This window comes from Arthrobacter sp. 10T44 (assembly GCF_056393885.1).
Map to the genome: position 1 here is coordinate 328,506 of NZ_JBFTGT010000004.1, position 16,789 is coordinate 345,294.

Here is a 16,789-nt window from a genome sequence, read left to right on the forward strand (position 1 = left end):
TTCGGGTGTGTCCGGTATCCCGTACTTAAGCATGCGCCCGGCTGTCCACTCTCAAGGACTCAGCGCATCTCACGTTGTCTGGAATACCAGACAATCATGCTAGACCGGGCGGGGGACTTCCGCCCCTAGCCCGGCCACGGGAGAAGGTGCTTCGCTGAACGAAGCCGCCGGAACATCAGGAGGACCGCCGTGCGCTGGATCGCAGGACTGTTCTTAATCGCCCACGGCCTCGTTCATCTCGCCATCTGGCTGCCGCGGCCGGACGAAAAGGCGCCGTTCGACGTCGGCCGGTCCCCCTTCGCCGGGGAGGTGCGCCGTCTCGCTGTTGCCCTGGCGATCGCCGCCGCGGCGGTGCTGGGGCTAGCGGGCCTGGGACTCCTGGTGGCGGCGCCGTGGTGGATCCCGGTCACGGTAGCCGGGGCCGGAATCTCGGCCGCCCTGCTGGTGCTCACGTTCAACCCGTGGTGGCTGATCGGGCTGGGCATTAACGCAGCCATCATCGTCCTCGCCCTGCAGCAGCCCGGGTGACGGGTGTGGATACCCGGCGCACGGAGTTCCAGGGGGCGCAGCTGAAAGCGGTGAAGGCGGTCCATACCCTGGCGTGGTTCACGATCGAGGCGGCGATGGTCTATGTCCTGTACTCCGGGATCCGGGGACGCTCCGACCGGAGGGCGGGCGTCGCCGGCGCCGTGGTCTTCGCCGAAACCGCGGTCTTTGCGGGCAACGGCTTCCATTGCCCGCTGACGGCGGTCGCTCAACGGCTCGGCGACAGCACCGGCTCCGTCACGGACATCTATTTGCCGAAGTGGTTTGCCCACAACCTCCCGGCGATCCACGTCCCGCTAATAGTCGCGGCGGTGGCGGTCCACTGGCGGAACCTGCGCCGTCAGCTCCGGTAGAGCCGGGCCATCGCCGCCGCGGTGGCTGCCCTCAACCGCGACGGGTGCATCCCGTCGTTAGGCAGCCCCGCCGTCGCGCCTTCCCAGACGGCGGCCCAGAAAGCATCGGGACCATTAGCGGCAGCGGCCGGCGGGCGCAGGTACCAGTCGAAGCCGCGCGGGCGGGGCGGCAGGCCGGCGTGAACCAGATAGGTGTCGATATCGTCGTCGATCGACTCCAGGTCCGCGTCGGTCAGGAGCGAAGGTTCCCGGGTCACGCGTCCGTCGCTGTATCTGATGACGACGACGGTCTCCCGGTTGCGGGGCGCGCCGGGGACCCGCACGACGTTTGGCGGACCCGCGGCCCACGCCACCAGCGCGCCCCAGCCGTTTTCGGGCGCCGGAATCCAGCCTCCGGGCGCGGTGGACGCCTGCCTGGCACCCCACGGGTCGTCACTCATAGGCCCACCCTAACCATCGCGCCGGAATCGCGCCGGAATTCGTTGCCCCGAGTATCCCGTGACCGGGATCCAAGTGGTGGTCGGCGAAGAAGGGGTACGTGTTACGCGTGTTACTGGTGGGACGAGTTCGTACAGTGGGCGGACGGGGGCGCCGGAACGAAGACGGCAAGGCTGGGGAGTCTGTCCACGTCGTTTCGGTCCCCCGTGAAGGAACTTCGTTCGCTGGCAAGGAGCAGCCCGATGCGCATTTCCCCAGCACGGCCAATCAGCACAGAACAGCCAATCAGGACAGCCCAGCCCGCACGCCCGCAGCCGGCTGCCCGTGTCGCCCGGGCCTTGCGGCAGGCTGCACGCCGCGTCTACGAAGGCCGCGTCCCGTTCCGCATCGGCCAACTGGTCGTGGGCGACGACCCGTTCAATGGGCGCAGGGAAGGGACGGTCGAGGTCATCCGCGCCCCGTTCGTCGGCCTGCGCATCCCCGGGACTCCCGCCGGAACCCTGTTCTACTTCGATCACCGCAACGTACGGCAACCCGAATAGGCAGACCAGGACGTCCTTTGCAGTCCGCTCCGGGAAGTCCTTCCGTCTCCCCGACTCGGCGCTGCAGGACGGCACCCCACAGACCGCCACACCGACCTCCTGGCAGCATCAAGCCGGCTGCTCGCCGGCCCGGGCCCCTACGCGGGCGGCTAAGCCTCCCGTTCGGCCCTCCGCCGGAAATCGCCCGGCCAGTCGGACCTCCGGATCCGGCCTAGTTCCTGAACCGGCCCCGGGTGCCCCCACTCGTCGCGCCCGAGCCGGGCCAGCGGCCCGAGCAGGTCGATGCGCGGGTGGCTGCCATCCAGGACATCGGCAGAGACCGCAGCGTGGGTGACCTCGCCGAACACCAGCACGCAGTCACCCATGGCCAGCGTCGAATGCAGGCGGCACTCCAGGGCCGCCGGCGACTCCGCCACCCGGGGCACGCTGACCGTCAGGCTGGCCTCCCGGGTGAGATTGGCGGCATCGAACTCGCTGACCTCCGGCGGGAAGTTGGTGCCGGTCGCGTTGACCTCGGCGAGGAAGTCGGCCGGCGCAAGATTGACCACAAATTCGCCTCGCGCGGAGATGTTCCGCAACGTGTCCTTCCGGCCCACCGAGGTGAACTGGATGATCGGCGGTGTCACCGACGCGACAGTGAAGAAGGAATGCGGAGCGAGGTTGTCCACCCCCTCGACGGAGGTGCTGGAAACCCAGGCAATAGGACGGGGCACGACGACGGCTGTCAGCAGCCGGTAAAACTCTTCGGAGGGCAAGTCGGCGGGGCTGAAATCCTTGCGCATGCCCCCAGCCTAGCGGCACGCCCCGCGGCGAAGCCGCCACCAAACCTGGCCCGGCTGACAGACAACTGACCCGCCCGGGCAGAGATGCCCGGGCGGGTCAGGGCCAGCGCGTCAGAGCCAGCGGGTCGGAGTTGTGAGCGCCCTATCGGGCGGACCAGCCACCGTCCATGGTGTAGCTGGCGCCGGTGACCATGCCGGCGTCGTTCGAGGCCAGCCACGCCACCAGCGAGGCCACCTCCTCGGGTTCGACCAGCCGCTTCACGGCCGCCTCGGTGAGCATGATCTTGGCCAGCACCTCGGACTCCGGAATGCCGTGCACCTTGGCCTGGTCCGCAATCTGCGACTCGACCAGCGGCGTCCGGACATACCCGGGGTTGATGCAGTTGGACGTGACACCGTGGGCACCGCCCTCCAGCGCCGTCACCTTGCTCAGCCCTTCCAGGCCGTGCTTGGCGGAGACGTAGGCGCTCTTGAACGGCGAGGCCCGAAGCCCGTGGACCGACGACAGGTTAATGATCCGGCCGAAGCCGTTGGCGTACATGTGCGGCAACGCAGCCCGGATCAGCAGGAACGGCGCCTCAAGCATGAGGGTGACGATGCGGCGGAAATCTGCCGGATCAAAGTCCTCGATCGGACTGATGCGCTGGATCCCGGCGTTGTTGACCAGGATGTCGCAATCCAGGCTGAGCGTCTGCAGGGCCTCGACGTCGAGCAGGTTCACCGCCCACGCGGTGCCCCCGACTTCGTCGGCGAGGGCGGTGGCGGCGGCTTCGTCGACGTCGGCAACCACCACCTTCGCGCCCCTGGCAGCGAGGGCACGGACGCTGGCAGCGCCGATCCCGCCCGCGCCGCCGGTGACCAATGCCTTGCGGCCGTTGAGTGTATTTTCCATTACCCAGCCTTCCAGTTCAGAGATTCACGGTCATCAGATTCAAGCAGTTCAGCGGACGTTCAAGCAGCTCAGCGGACGGCCGCTACTGCAAGGCCTTCACGTTCGGCGTCGGCCCGGTCCACGTCCTCGAGGGCGATGCCCTTGGTTTCCTTGAGGCTGAGCACTGCCACCGTGGTGATGGCGCAGGCCACCAGGAGGTAGATGGCGGTGGGCAGCCAGGAACCGGTGTCCTTGAGCCACGCGGTGGCCAGCAGCGGCGCGAGCGAGCCGGCGAAGATCGAGGTGACCTGCGAACCCAGCGAGACGCCCGCGTAACGCATCCGGGTCGGGAACAGCTCCGACATCAGCGCCGGCTGGCCGGCGTACATGAAGGCGTGCAGGCACAGGCCGATCGTCACGGCGAGCACGATGACGACGGGGTTGCGGGTGTCGAACATCGGGAAGGCGAAGAACGGCCAGGTGGCTCCGGTGATGGCTCCGACCAGGTAGACCGGCTTGCGGCCCCAGCTGTCCACAAGCCGTCCGACCTGCGGGATGACCAGGAAGTGGATGAGGTGGGCAATCAACAGGGCCAGCAGCAGCGAGGACGTGTCGTACTTGTGGACGCTCTTGAGGTAGACAATCGCGAAGCTCACCACGAGGTAGTACATGATGTTTTCCGCGAACCGGAGGCCCATGGCCTGCAGGATGCCCTTGGGATACTTGCGGATGACTTCGCGGACGCCGTAGCTGGCGGCCTGCTCCTGCTCCAGCTGCGCCTTGGCCTCGAGGAAGATCGGGGCTTCGGAGACGTTGGTGCGGATGTAGTAGCCGACGAACACGATCACCGCGGAGAGCCAGAACGCCACGCGCCAGCCCCAGCCGAGGAAATCCGCGGCGCTGAGCACGTTGGACATGATGAACAGGACCAGGGTGGCCAGCAGGTTGCCGACCGGGACCGCCGCCTGGGGCCAGCTGGACCAGAAGCCGCGGGACTCGTTGGGGCTGTGCTCGGCAACGAGCAACACGGCGCCGCCCCATTCGCCGCCCAGCGCGAAGCCCTGGATGAAGCGCAGCGCCACCAGCAGGGCCGGCGCGAGGTAGCCGATGTCGACGAAGCCCGGGAGGCAGCCCATCAGGAAGGTGGACACACCGATGATCACGATGGTCAGCTGCAGGGTGGGCTTGCGGCCCAGCTTGTCGCCGATCTGGCCGAAGACGATGCCGCCGAGCGGGCGGGCGACGAAACCGACGGCGTAGGTCAGGAACGCCTGGATGATGCCGTCCAGTTCATTGCCGGTGGCGGGGAAGAAGTACTTGCCGAACACCAGGGTGGCGGCGGTGGCGTAGAGGAAGAATTCGTACCACTCCACGACGGTGCCGACCATCGATGCGGCGACGATTTTCTTCAGGCCTGCACCCTTGGTGGCTGCGGCGGGGGGTGTTGCGGAGCGTTGGTCTACGCTCATCTCGTTCTCCTTAGTGTCCACGATGACACGCGCCGTGATGCACAGCACTGAAAATGGGCTTCATCGAGTATTGCCGCAGATTCCTTGCGGTTCAATGGCCAAACCGGCACGATGTATGTGCAGAATTGCAGATATGAATGCAAATCCCGACGACCTGCTGGTGCTGCTGGCGGTCTCGCGCTCGGCCAAATTTACGACGGCGGCCCAGGTCCTGGGCTTGAACCACACCACGGTCTCCCGCCGGATCGCTGCCCTGGAGAAGGCCCTCGGCGGCCGCGTGCTGTCGCGGGCCGCGGGCGGCTGGGAACTGACGGAACTCGGCGCCTCCGCGGTCGCCGTCGCCGAGCAGGTGGAAGGCGCCGTGCGCTCGCTCGAAAAGCCCGGCACGACGCCGGATCCCGTCACCGGCGTCGTGCGGATGACCGCCACCGACGGTTTCAGCGCCTACATCGCGGCCCCCGCGGTGGCCCGGCTGCGCCGCCACCACCCCGGGCTCAGCGTGGAGATCATCACGGTGACCCGGCGGGCGCTGCAGCAGCGCTCCGGCCTGGACATCGAGGTGGTGGTCGGCGAGCCGCAGGTGCACCGGGCCGAGGCGGCCCGGCTCGGCGAATACATGCTGGGGATGTACGCCTCGCGGAGCTACCTGGCCGAGTACGGGACGCCGCGCTCCGTGGACGAACTGGAGGCGCATCCGCTGGTCTACTTCGTCGATTCCATGCTCCAGGTGGACGACCTCGACGCCCCGCGGCGGCTGGTGCCGACCATGCGGGACGGGCTGAGCTCCACGAATGTCTTTGTCCACGTGGAGGCGACGCGGGCCGGGGCCGGAATCGGCTTCCTGCCCTGCTTCGCCGCGGACCTGCATCCGGACCTGGTCAGGCTGTTGCCCGATGAGTTCGCCGAGCGGTTGCCCTACTGGATGGTCCTGCGGCCCGACTCGATGCGCCGGCCGGCCGTCGCCGCCGTGGTCCAGGCCCTGCGCGAGCAGACCGACGCTCACCGCGAGGCGCTGATGGGCCGGGGCGGCTACGCAGCGATTGCTCCGTAGGCGCCGTTTTGGGGCCGCAAAAGGGCCGTTACGGAGCAGTCGACGACGTCGGGTCCGCGGCTTTCGGGTCCGCGGCTTTCGGGTTCGCCGACGTCGGGACTGCCGCCAGCGGGACCGCCGCCTCCGGGTCGTGGCGGACGGCGGCGCCGGCGGCGAAGGCGCGCACCTTGGCATCGTGCCAGATGTGCGCCGGCACCGCGCCGCCCAGCAGGCGCCGTGCGAGGCCGGGGTCGTCGTCGAACGGCGCGTCGCTGCCGGCGATGATCATGTTGCCGTAGCGCCGGCCCTTGAGCATGGCCGGGTCGGCGATGATTACCGTGTGCTCGAAGGCCGCAGCGATCGTGGCAGCGTCTTCGCGCGCGTTGGCCAGCGCCGGGGCGTCGCCGGAATTCACCAGGTAGATCCCGCCGGGCGCCAGGACACGCTTGGCGTGGCCGGTGAATTCGCTGGTGGTGAGCGGCCGCGGTGTGACGGAGCCGGCGAAGACGTCGCGGATGATGAGGTCCCGCGTCTGCGGCGTGAGGCTCTCGGTAACCTCGCGGGCCTCCCCCACGCGCAGGCGCAGCAGCGGCGCCTTGGGCAAGTCGAACCAGCCGCGGACGTACTCGGCAAGTTTCCCGTCCAGCTCCACCACCACCTGCCGGGCGTCCGGATAGGCGGCGTGGAAGTAGCGCGCCAGCGAGCAGGCCCCCCCGCCCAGGTGCAGGGCACGCAGCTTCGGCCGGGTCGGCGGCGGCCAACGCGACTCGACCAGCGCCGCAATCCAGCGCATGTACTCGAAGTCAAGGAACAGCGGGTCGGCGAGGTCGATATGGGAGCTCATCACGCCGTTGATCCGCAGCAGCCACCCGGTCGAGTTGTCCTGGTCCGGGATCAGCTCGCAGTCGCCGGTGTCGATGTAGTAGACGCCCGCGACCGGGCCGTCCGGGCGGCTGCCCTTCGGCACTTCCACCACTCCCGGCGTCGACGTCCCGGCGTTTCGCCCGGCCGCCCTGCCGCGCTTTGCCATCAGCTATCCGCCATTCCGCTCATGGACCAACCCTAGCTGGCCAGCGCCGGCCGATTTTCAAAATTTCCTTGTAATCAAATGCGAAGCGTGCTTACTATCTAATAGTAATCATGCTTACTATTCGCGTTCGGCGCTGCTGGTTTGCTAACCGGCAGCAGATCTACAAGGAAAGAGAGCGACGATGACAGAGAACCAATGGCCCCAGGACGGTAGCTACGGAACCCCGACGGCGACGCAGGGCACGGAGCTAGGTACAGAGCCGGCACTGCGGCAGAGCTCGACGTTCCCGCCCGCCTCCACCGGGACGCCCTCGAAGACCGACACCGCCAAGGGCGAAGCCGGCGAGGTCAAGCAGCAGGCCGCGGAATCGGCCCAGAACGTTACCGAAACGGCAAAGGCCGAAGCGGCCAACGTGGCCGGCGAGGTCAAGAGCAACGCCAAGGACCTCATCAACCAGGCCCGGACGGACCTGACCGCCCAGGCCGGCACGCAGCAGCAGAAGGCTGCCCAGGGCCTGCGCTCCATTTCCAGCGAACTCCACACCATGGCTGAGGCCTCGGACCAGCCCGGCGTCGCGACCGACCTGATCCGCCAGGCCGCCGAGCGGTCACAGTCCGTGGCGACGTGGCTTGACAACCGCGACCCCGGTTCGTTGCTCAATGAGGTCAAGTCCTTCGCCCGCCAGCGGCCCGGCACCTTCCTGCTGGCCGCTGCCGGCGCCGGCATCCTGGCCGGACGCCTCAGCCGCAGCCTCAGCGCCGGGGCTCCGGATACGACGTCCACCGGCACCACCGGCACCACCGGCACCCCGGCGCAGTACAGCGCCCCGGTCACCCGGGTGCCCGACGCCGGCGTCGCGGTCCCCCCGCCGCCGGTGACCTACCCGGAGACGACGACCGCCGGCGTAGCCGATACCTACCCGCCCAGCCCGCTTGAGGGCACCGGCGCGCACGCCGACCAGTGGGCTAACGACCCGCTGGCCGCCGATCCGTACCGCATTGATCCCACCGTCGACCCCGACCGTAAGGATCCGTTCGACGGAGGCCGTCGATGAGCAGCGAGATGCCCACGGGCGCCCCGATGCCTCCCACCGAGGCCCATGTGAAAGCGGAAACCAACTCCCTGGGCGATCTACTAGGTGACGTCACGCGGGACATGTCCACCCTGATGCGTCAGGAAGTGGAGCTCGCCAAGGCCGAACTGAAGCAGACCGCCGGCCGGGCCGGCAAGGGCGGCGGCATGTTCGCCGGCGCCGGCGTCGCAGGCCACTTCGTCCTGCTGTTCCTCTCCCTCGCCCTCTGGTGGGGTTTGGGAACGCTGATGGGGCTGGGATGGTCCGGCGTCGTCGTCGCGATCATCTGGGGCATCATCGGCGCCGTCCTGGCCTCGATGGGCCGCAAGGAACTCAAGGCGATGAAGGGCATGCCGCAGACCGCGGAAACCCTCCAGGAAATCCCCCCGACCCTCAAGCCCAGCCACTAGAGCGAGGAAAACACAATGACTGAAAACCCGGATGCCATCCGCGCCGACATTGAAGCAACCCGCGCCCGGCTCGGCACCAACGTCGACGCCGTGGCCGACAAGGTCACGCCGTCGCACATCGTCCAGCGCCAAACCGACAAGGTCAAGGACGCCGTCTTCGGAGTGAAGGAGAAAGTCATGGGAGCAGCCGACCACACCGCCGGCAACGTGCATTCCGCAGGCGGCAGTGCCGCCTCGCACCTGAACGACGCCGGCTCCGCCGTCGCCGACGCACCGCACCTGGCCAAGACCAAGACGCAGGGCAACCCGCTCGCCGCAGGGCTCATCGCCTTCGGCGCCGGCCTGCTGGTGTCCTCGCTGATCCCGGCGAGCCAGAAGGAACGCGAGGCAGCGGACGCCTTGAAGACGGCCGCCGAGCCGCTCACCACGGAGCTGACCGAAGCCGCGCAGCACGTGGCCGAGGGTCTCAAGGAGCCTGCCCAGGCCGCCATGGAGAACGTCAAGGCCACGGCCGCCGACGCCGCCCAGAACGTCAAGGGTGAAGGCCAGACGGCCGTCGCCGACGTGAAGGACCGTGCGGCCGACGCCAAGGACAACGTCCAGCAGGCCTAGCCCGACCCGGAAGACGGCCGGTTGCCCTCGCTGACGCGCTGGGCAGCCGGCCGCTGCGCTTAACCACGAAAGAAGATTCCGATGGCCAAGAACCTCACCAAGGCGGACACTGGCTCCATGGACGACGCCGAAACCCCCGAGAGCAGCACCGCCAAGGCGCGCACTGCCCCCGCCCCGGACGACGCGCGCAAGCCGGACCGCCCCACCGATGTCACCAAGCCCTCCTGGAAGTACATCGCCAAGAAGACCCTGCGGGAATTCACCAAAGACCAGTGCCCCGACCTCGCGGCGTCGCTGACCTACTACTCGGTGCTCTCAATCTTCCCGGCGCTCCTGGCGCTGGTGTCCCTGCTGGGTCTCTTCGGAGACGCCCAGAAAACCACCTCGGCGCTGCTGGACATCGTCCAGGGCATCGCACCCGGCCAGACCGTGGACACGATCCGCCCGGTAGTCGAAGAACTGGCCAGCTCCTCGGCCGCGGGCCTGACGTTCATCGTGGGCCTCCTCACCGCCCTCTGGTCCGCCTCCGGCTATGTCGGGGCGTTCGGGCGGGCCATGAACCGGGTGTATGAGACCGACGAGGGCCGGCCGTTCCTGAAGCTGCGCGGCACCATGCTCGGTGTCACGGTCGTCAACCTGCTGATCGTCGTCGTGCTGGCCGCGATGCTCGTGCTCAGCGGCCCGGTGGCCGAGTCCGTCGGAAACATCATCGGTCTGGGCGGGGCGTTCCTGGCCGTCTGGAACATCGCCAAGTGGCCGGTGATGCTGGTGCTCGTGATCGTGGCTATTGCCATCCTCTACTACGCCACCCCCAACGTTAAGCAGCCCAAATTCCGCTGGATGAGCATGGGATCGGCGATCGCCCTGGTGGTCTTCCTGCTGGCATCCCTGGCGTTCGGCTTCTACGTGGCCTACTCCAACAGCTACAACAAGACCTACGGTGCAATCGGCGGCGTCATCATCGCGCTGCTCTGGCTTTGGATCCTGAACATGTCGCTGCTCTTCGGCGCCGAGTTCGACGCCGAAACCGAACGCGGCCGCCAGCTCCAGGCCGGCATCGAGGCCGAGGAAACCATCCAGCTGCCGCCGCGCGACACGAAGAAGAGCGACAAGCTGCAGGCCAAGGAGGAAGAGGACATCCGCCGCGGACGGGAGCTGCGGGAAGAACACAGCGGCCCCGAACGGGCGGGGGACTAAAGCCCCTAGCCGTCCCGTTCCCCGCACGGGTAGTACTGGGGGACGCACCGCTGGGGAGTGCTACGTCCGCCTACCCGGGAGGATCCATGCCGGCACCCGCAGCAGGTCCCCGGCCCGCCGCCGTCGCCGTGGGCTACGACGGCTCCGAATCCTCTCAACTCGCTGTCCGCTGGGCCGCCGACCACGCCGCCCTCCGGGGAGTCCCCCTGCGGGTGGTCCACGCCTGGGTCTGGCCGATGTTCACCAAGGACCTGGGACCCGTCAAAGGCGTGGCTGGCAGCGGCCTCCGGCATTCCGCCGAGACCATCCTCGCCGAGGGCGTGGGGCTGGCCCACGGCGTTGACCCCGGGCTCGCCGTCGACGGTGTCATGGAGGCCGGACTGCCCGCACAGGTCCTGCGCCGGGCCGCCGCGGACGCCTCCCTCCTTGTGGTGGGTAGCCGGGGTATAGGCGGCGTGCTCGGCCACCTCGCCGGCTCGGTCTGCCTGGAGCTGGCCGGCGCCGCCCCGTGCCCGCTGATGGTGGTCCGCCGTCCGCACCTGCCCGGCAGGCCCGTCGTCGTCGGCGTCGATGCCGCGGCCCACAGCTCGGCGGTGCTGGCCGACGCCGCCCGCCTCGCCGTCGCAATGGGCGCCGAGTTGCAGCTGGTCCATGTTGATCCGGACCATGGCGGCGACCTGGCGGAGCACGGCCGCCACGCCCCGCTCCACGGCGCGGAACTGCTGGAGTACTCCCTCGGCGAAGCAGGGAGACTCGCCCCCGGGCTGGCAGTCTCCGGCACGCTGAAGGAGGGCCGGGCGGCGGCCAAGGAACTCGTGGAGGCGGCCGAAGATGCGGATGTGCTGGTGCTGGGCACCCACAACCGCGGCGGAGGCATTGGCAACACCGTCTCCGCGGTGCTGCACAAGGCGGCCTGCAACGTCATGATCACGTGCTGATTCCGACCCCGGGATCACGGCCGCCGCAGCCCGGGTCAGGAAGAGAAGCCAGAAAAGGAGGCCCTGTGCGAGCCTGGTGGGTTGCGCAGCCCGGACCAATCGCGACGGGTCCGCTGGTATCCGGCGAGCGCCCGGACCCCAGCCCCGGCCACGGGGAAGTCCTTTTGCGCGTGCGGGTGTGCGGGGTGTGCCGCACGGACTTGCACCTGGCCGAAGGCGAGCTGGCCCCCAGACGGGCCGGCGTCGTTCCCGGGCACGAAGTGATCGGCGAGGTGATCGGCGCCGGCCCGGGCGCGGACCGGTTCCGCCCGGGCGAGCGGGTGGGAGTGGCCTGGCTCGGCGGCACCTGCCGGTCCTGCCGGTTCTGCCTGCGCGGGCAGGAAAACCTGTGCCTGTCCCCCACCTTTACGGGCTGGGACCGCGACGGCGGCTACGCCGAACTCATCACCGTCGCCGAGGACTTCGCCTACCGGGTGCCCGAAATCTTCCCGGACGAGGAGGCGGCTCCGCTGCTGTGCGCGGGCATCATCGGCTACCGCGCCCTGAGCCGGGCGGAACTGCCGATCGGCGGCCGGCTGGGCATTTACGGCTTCGGCGCCTCGGCCCACCTCGCCGCACAGATTGCGCTCTACCAGGGGGCCCGGGTCTACGTCATGACGCGGTCTCCCGAAGCCCGCCGCCTCGCCCTGGCCCTCGGCGCCACCTTCGCCGGCGGAGCCGAGGATGAGCCCCCGGACCCCCTCGACTCCGCCATCCTCTTCGCTCCCGCCGGGACCCTCGTGCCGCCGGCGCTGCGTGCCCTCGACCGTGGCGGAACCCTCGCCGTCGCAGGCATCCACCTCAGCGACATTCCGCCGCTGCACTACGCCGCCGAGCTGTTCCAGGAGCGCCAGCTGCGCAGCGTCACCGCCAACACCAGGGCCGACGGCGAGGAGTTCTTCCGGCTCGCCGCTGAGATTCCGCTGCGCCCCACCACGGCGGCCTACCCCTTCGACGCCGCAGACCAGGCGCTGCGGGACCTCGCCGGGGACCGGGTGACCGGCGCCGCCGTCATCCGCGTGGCCTCCTGAAGCAGGCCCCGCCCAACTGGCTCGCAGTTGTTGTCGTTTTGAGGGCTCAAAACGACAACAACTGCCAGCTAGTTGGGTGCGGAATCGGCGCGGAGGAATTCATGCTGTTCGCCGGCCCGCAGCAGCACCTTCCGGGGGCCAACCCGGACCAGCACGGGGGCGGCGTCCCCGGGGGCGGCGGAGACCATGAGCCGGTCCGTTTCCAGATGCACCGCCAGCAGCTGGTCGCGGTAGCGGACCTGGAACTCGACCCGGCGCAGTTCCGCCGGGAGCCTGGGCGTGAAGTCGAGGGCGTCCCGGGTGATCCGCAGTCCAGCGAAGCTGCGCTGGACGACGTCGATCGAGCCGGCCATGGCGCCCAGGTGGATGCCCGAGCTCGTGGTCCCGCCCTGGGTATCGTCCAGGTCCGCGTCCAAGGCTTCGCGGAACGTGGCCCACGCCCGCTCAGGATCCCGTTGCGCGAGGACCGAGGCGTGCGCCACCCGGCTGAGTGTGGAGCCGTGCGCGGTCCGGGCCAGGTAGAAGTCCACGGTCGCGGCCATCTGGGCGGCGGTGACGTTGTAGCCCATCCGGCCGAGGAATCCCACGAGCTGGTCCTCGCCCAGGACGTAGAGCAGCATCAGGACGTCGGCCTGCTTGGCCAGCCGGTAGTGGTTGGTGCTGTCCCCTTCGGCTTCCAGGATCAGGTCCAGCCGTTCAATGTTGCGGTAGCTGCGGCGGTAGTGGGTCCAGTCCAGTTCCCGGAGCGCGCCATAGCCGGCGAACTGGCTGATGATGCCGTCCCCGTGGAAGGGCACGAACATGCGCCGGCTCAGCCGCTCCCAGCCAGCGATTTCCGCTGCCGTAATGCCGAGCCTGGCCCGGAGGTCCTCCATGTCGAACCCCTGGACGGAGCGCATAATCCACTCCGCCTGGTCGAACACCCACGCGGCCATGATGTTGGTGTAGGCGTTGTCATCGAGGCCTCCGCCCGGGTTGCCCTGGGTGCCGGTGTGGTACTCATCCGGCCCCATCACACCCCTGAGATGGAACCGGTCCTCGATGGCGTCGTAGTCCGCCATCGAGGCGAACAGGCGGGCGACGTCGACAATGAGTTCCGCGCCGTGCTGGGTCAGCCAGCCGCGGTCCTGGGTGGCCTCGAAGTACTGCCAGGCGTTGTAGGCCACGGCCAGGCCCACGTGGCGCTGGAGGTGCGAGTAGTCCGGCATCCAGTGCCCGGACAGCTTGTTGAAGAGCAGCTTGGGCGTCTGCTCGGTGCCGTCGCTGCCGCTCTGCCAAGGGAACAGCGCGCCCCGCAGCCCGGCCGCCCGCGCCGCATCCCGGGCCGTGCCGAGACGGCGCCAGCGGTAGTCGATGAGCTCCCGCGCGAGCGAGGGCAGCCGGGAGTTCAGCACCGGCAGGACAAACAGTTCGTCCCAGAAGACATGCCCGCGGTAGCCCTCTCCGTGCAGTCCGCGGGCCGGCACGCCCGCGTCCAGCTCGGCGGTGTGGGTCGTCAGTGTCTGCAGCAGGTGGAACACGTGCAGGTTCAGGATCAGCTGCGCCTGCGACGGGGCGTCGGATTCGATGATGAACGGAGCCAGCAGCAGGGACCAGGCCTTCTCATGGTCCGCCAGCAGCGCCTCGAAGCCGCCCGCGCGCGCCAGCACCGCCTCCGCCCCGGTCAGCGGAGAGGAAACCGCGTGGTCCCGGGAGCTGGCGACCCCCACCGTCTTGGTCACCGTCACCGCTGTCCCGTCCGCGGCCGCCACCTCGAAGCGGTGCGCGTACAGGCCGCCAAGCTGCTCGAAGGCGGAGTTAGCCGGCCCTGACACCTCGGTGCGGACCGCCAGGGCGATGCCGACCCGGCTCTGGCTGGTTTGCACCTGGACGTTCAGCACGACGGCGCCCCGTCGGGCAGTACTCTGCCCGCGGGCGGTGTGCCCCCCGGCGGACTGCCCACCGGCGGATTCCGTCACCTGCACCGCCGTCAGGTGCCGGTTGGACAGCTGAGCGTCCTCCGGGACGTTGGAGTTGGTCACGTCCGTGTCGCAGCCGCTGCGGACGCTGATGCTGCCGCTCCAGCCGTCCGCGGTCAGCACCGTCTCCAGCGCGGCTAGGTGCGGCTCCGCCATCGACACAAGCCGGCGCTGCACCAGCCTCAGCCGCCGGCCGGCGTCGTCCTCCAGCAGCGCCTCCCGGGTGAGCAGCGCGCGTTTAAGGTCCAGGGTGCGGCGCTCCTGCTTGAGCACCAGGCCTCCCTCCGACCACCAGGCGCCGCCCTCGATCCGCAGGTCCAGGTGCAGCCAGTCCGGAATGTTCACCATGTGCTCGTCCACCGTCTTCTGGCCCTCCACGACGCTGGCCAGCCGGTTGTAGACCCCTGCCAGGTAGCTCCCGCGGTAGTGGATCTCACCGCCGCGGTGCTCCGGCGCCGCACCCCGGGTGGCCATGTAGCCGTTGCCCAGCGTGGTCAGCGCCTCCCGGTGCCCTTCGTGGGCCGGGTCGAAACCCTCGTAGACCAGCATCCAGGGGTGCGTGATGACCAGGCCGATGTCCAGTTCGCTGACGTCTTCGACCACGATGTCGGCGCCGGCGGTTTCCAGTTCGGCCCGCCGGCCGGTCCGGTCGATCCCGACGACGAGCCCGAAGCCACCGCGGCGGCCCGCTTCGACCCCGGCGACGGCCGCTTCGATGACCATGGCCCGGCCGGGCGGGATGTCCAGCCGCCGCACCGCTTCGAGGGCCAGGGCCGGCGACGGCTTGCCGGGGATGGCCTGCCGCAGCGCCGCCTGGCCGTCCGCGACATGGTCGAAGAAGCCTTCCAGGCCGACGGTGGCGAGCAGCGCGCCCGCGTTGGGCGCCGACGTGGCCAGCAGCACCGGAATCCGGCCGGCCCGGAGCCGTTCCAGCAGGGCCAGGGTGCCGGGGAAGGCCCGGGGCGGCTGGCCGCGCAGCAGTTGGCCGAAGAGTTCGTCCTGGCGTTTCCCGAGTCCGAATGCCGTCCAGTCGCCCGGACCATCCGCCGGCGAACCCGGCGGAAGCGAGACGCCGCGCGAGGCCAGGAACGCCGAGGCAGCCTCGGCGGGCGTCCTGCCTTCGATGTAAAGGGTGTAGTCGGCGTCGGCAATCGGGTCCCGGCGGGCGCGCGACGGCAACCGGGGGTCCCGGAAGACGTCGTCGAGGAGCCGCTTCCAGGCAGCGGCACGGAGTTCCGCGGTATCAAGCACCACGCCGTCCAGTTCAAAGACCACCGCGTCGACGGGTGCCAGGGCAGCTGCAACTGTGGGCGACTCCGTCATGCGTTATTCGTAGCAGTCATCCCCGTCGGGGAACAGTGGCGGTCGGCCCGGTTACGGGCGGTCAGCCGAGGAGCGCGTCCAGGGTCGTGAAGCCGTAACCGGCCTGGCGGATCCGGTTGATGAGTTGCGGCAGCGCGTCGGCGTCCAGGGTGGTGCCGTCGTCGGGGTTGGAGCCGATGTGCATCAGGACGATCTCCCCCGGCTGCAGGCCGGCGAGCGCCCGGTCGGCGACGATCTGGACCGTAACGCCGCCGCTGGTGCCCTTCCAGCCGAGGGTGTCGACCGTCCAGCGCACCGGCAGGTAGCCCCGCGCGTTCACGGCGGCGATGGTCCGTGCGTCCCGCTCGCCGAACGGGAAGCGGAAAAGCGGCCGGGAATCCGCGCCTCCGGCCGTGATAGCGGCCTGCGCGCCGGCGAGCTGCTGGGCGATCTGGGCGTCGGTGAGGGAGGTGAACCCCGGATGCGTCATCGAGTGGTTGCCCACCCGGTGGCCGGCGGCCACGATCGAGGCAACGCCCGCGGGGTTGGCGCTGGCCCAGTTGCCCGTCAGGAAGAACGTTGCCCGCACTCCGGCGGCGCCGAGGGTGCGCAGAATGCTGGGCAGGGCCGCCGAATTGGCCCCGGCGTCGAAAGTCAGGGCAACCACGGGGCCCGCGCCGGGGATGACCTCGACGTCGGCGCCCCGGAGCGCCGCGGGGAACGGGGCCGCGGGTGCCGGGGGCGGCGGGGGCGGCGGAGGGATCGGAGCGGCGCTCGACGGCGGCAGGGGCGGCCGGCTTGGCGTCGCAGCGGGTGAGGGGGTGCTCGGCGCAGTGCGCGTCGGCGAAGAGGTAACGGAAGCCGACGCCGCGCCGGTGGCCGGGGCCGTCGACGGAGCGGCGGCAGGGGGTCCCCCGGAGAGCACAACTGCCGTCACCACCGCGCCGACCACCAGCAGCACCGCAGCCACCAGCGCAAGCACCCGGCGCCGGCGCCCGGCGAAGATCGACCACATGCCTCACCATGGCACCACAGGCCCCAGTGGGGTAGGGCTGAAAGGCCCGACGAACCCCCAGGTGTCCGTCCGGCCCGGAGCCCGGGAGGGGAGGGCCGCGCAGTAGGATGCAAGTAGGCGCAGACGCCGGGTCTTGCGCGAGGAACGAGGCGGG

The 16,789-nt window shown here is 69.5% G+C and carries 17 protein-coding genes; 10 read left to right on the forward strand and 7 right to left on the reverse strand.

Going from position 1 to position 16,789, the window contains the following annotated elements; translation table 11 throughout:
• The first annotated feature begins 189 nt into the window (after positions 1-189).
• Together AC1DBL_RS09485 and AC1DBL_RS09490 are read left to right on the forward strand one after the other, a co-directional pair.
• The gene (locus AC1DBL_RS09485) at positions 190-528 is read left to right on the forward strand and encodes a hypothetical protein (RefSeq protein ID WP_441418005.1); all 339 of its coding nucleotides are present in this window, start codon (positions 190-192) and stop codon (positions 526-528) included.
• Complete coding sequence (locus AC1DBL_RS09490; RefSeq protein ID WP_476925990.1) at positions 525-899, forward strand: hypothetical protein; 375 nt, start codon at positions 525-527, stop codon at positions 897-899. The genes AC1DBL_RS09485 and AC1DBL_RS09490 overlap by 4 nt, the downstream gene beginning before the upstream one ends.
• On the opposite strand, the gene AC1DBL_RS09495 is transcribed toward AC1DBL_RS09490, so the two are convergent.
• Positions 887-1,339 (reverse strand): DUF5956 family protein, encoded by a 453-nt coding sequence (locus tag AC1DBL_RS09495; protein ID WP_476925991.1) that lies wholly within the window; start codon positions 1,337-1,339, stop codon positions 887-889. The genes AC1DBL_RS09490 and AC1DBL_RS09495 overlap by 13 nt on opposite strands.
• 240 nt (positions 1,340-1,579) lie before the next feature.
• Between AC1DBL_RS09495 and AC1DBL_RS09500 the strand changes: the two genes are divergently transcribed.
• The gene (locus AC1DBL_RS09500; protein ID WP_476892929.1) at positions 1,580-1,879 is read left to right on the forward strand and encodes a hypothetical protein; all 300 of its coding nucleotides are present in this window, start codon (positions 1,580-1,582) and stop codon (positions 1,877-1,879) included.
• Positions 1,880-2,028: 149 nt separating this feature from the next.
• Here the strand turns inward: AC1DBL_RS09500 and AC1DBL_RS09505 are convergent, their stop codons facing one another.
• The 3 genes from AC1DBL_RS09505 to AC1DBL_RS09515 all read right to left on the reverse strand — a co-directional run bounded on the left by AC1DBL_RS09505 (position 2,029) and on the right by AC1DBL_RS09515 (position 5,001).
• Entirely contained in the window at positions 2,029-2,661 is a 633-nt protein-coding gene (locus AC1DBL_RS09505; RefSeq protein WP_476892930.1) for a flavin reductase family protein, read from the reverse strand.
• A 142-nt stretch (positions 2,662-2,803) separates the two neighbouring features.
• The gene (locus AC1DBL_RS09510; RefSeq protein ID WP_175322546.1) at positions 2,804-3,553 is read right to left on the reverse strand and encodes a 3-hydroxybutyrate dehydrogenase; all 750 of its coding nucleotides are present in this window, start codon (positions 3,551-3,553) and stop codon (positions 2,804-2,806) included.
• A 68-nt stretch (positions 3,554-3,621) separates the two neighbouring features.
• Positions 3,622-5,001, reverse strand: a complete 1,380-nt coding sequence (locus AC1DBL_RS09515) for an MFS transporter (protein ID WP_441418010.1) — start codon at positions 4,999-5,001, stop codon at positions 3,622-3,624.
• Between the two features lie 133 nt (positions 5,002-5,134).
• On the opposite strand from AC1DBL_RS09515, the gene AC1DBL_RS09520 reads away from it, so the two are divergent.
• Positions 5,135-6,052, forward strand: a complete 918-nt coding sequence (locus AC1DBL_RS09520; protein WP_476892931.1) for a LysR family transcriptional regulator — start codon at positions 5,135-5,137, stop codon at positions 6,050-6,052.
• A 28-nt stretch (positions 6,053-6,080) separates the two neighbouring features.
• Here AC1DBL_RS09520 and AC1DBL_RS09525 read toward each other — a convergent pair whose 3' ends face one another.
• Entirely contained in the window at positions 6,081-7,061 is a 981-nt protein-coding gene (locus AC1DBL_RS09525; RefSeq protein WP_476892932.1) for a spermidine synthase, read from the reverse strand.
• Positions 7,062-7,242: 181 nt separating this feature from the next.
• Between AC1DBL_RS09525 and AC1DBL_RS09530 the strand changes: the two genes are divergently transcribed.
• The 6 genes from AC1DBL_RS09530 to AC1DBL_RS09555 all read left to right on the forward strand — a co-directional run bounded on the left by AC1DBL_RS09530 (position 7,243) and on the right by AC1DBL_RS09555 (position 12,360).
• Positions 7,243-8,115 (forward strand): ATP synthase subunit B family protein, encoded by an 873-nt coding sequence (locus tag AC1DBL_RS09530; protein ID WP_476892933.1) that lies wholly within the window; start codon positions 7,243-7,245, stop codon positions 8,113-8,115.
• Positions 8,112-8,543, forward strand: coding sequence for a phage holin family protein (locus AC1DBL_RS09535; protein ID WP_441418014.1), 432 nt, complete (start codon positions 8,112-8,114; stop codon positions 8,541-8,543). Before AC1DBL_RS09530 ends, AC1DBL_RS09535 begins: the two co-directional genes overlap by 4 nt.
• Positions 8,544-8,558: 15 nt before the next feature.
• Complete coding sequence (locus AC1DBL_RS09540; protein WP_476892934.1) at positions 8,559-9,155, forward strand: DUF3618 domain-containing protein; 597 nt, start codon at positions 8,559-8,561, stop codon at positions 9,153-9,155.
• Positions 9,156-9,236: 81 nt separating this feature from the next.
• A complete protein-coding gene (locus AC1DBL_RS09545) occupies positions 9,237-10,352 on the forward strand; it encodes a YihY/virulence factor BrkB family protein (RefSeq protein WP_476892935.1) in 1,116 nt (371 codons plus the stop codon).
• Positions 10,353-10,438: 86 nt separating this feature from the next.
• The gene (locus tag AC1DBL_RS09550; protein ID WP_476892936.1) at positions 10,439-11,290 is read left to right on the forward strand and encodes a universal stress protein; all 852 of its coding nucleotides are present in this window, start codon (positions 10,439-10,441) and stop codon (positions 11,288-11,290) included.
• Between the two features lie 65 nt (positions 11,291-11,355).
• Positions 11,356-12,360 carry a zinc-dependent alcohol dehydrogenase family protein gene (locus AC1DBL_RS09555; RefSeq protein WP_476925992.1) on the forward strand — a complete coding sequence of 335 codons (1,005 nt, stop codon included), beginning with the start codon at positions 11,356-11,358 and terminating at the stop codon, positions 12,358-12,360.
• Positions 12,361-12,428: 68 nt separating this feature from the next.
• Here the strand turns inward: AC1DBL_RS09555 and AC1DBL_RS09560 are convergent, their stop codons facing one another.
• Complete coding sequence (locus AC1DBL_RS09560; RefSeq protein ID WP_476925993.1) at positions 12,429-15,641, reverse strand: HAD family hydrolase; 3,213 nt, start codon at positions 15,639-15,641, stop codon at positions 12,429-12,431.
• 61 nt (positions 15,642-15,702) lie between these two features.
• The gene (locus AC1DBL_RS09565; RefSeq protein ID WP_476917240.1) at positions 15,703-16,635 is read right to left on the reverse strand and encodes a polysaccharide deacetylase family protein; all 933 of its coding nucleotides are present in this window, start codon (positions 16,633-16,635) and stop codon (positions 15,703-15,705) included.
• Positions 16,636-16,789: the final 154 nt, after the last annotated feature.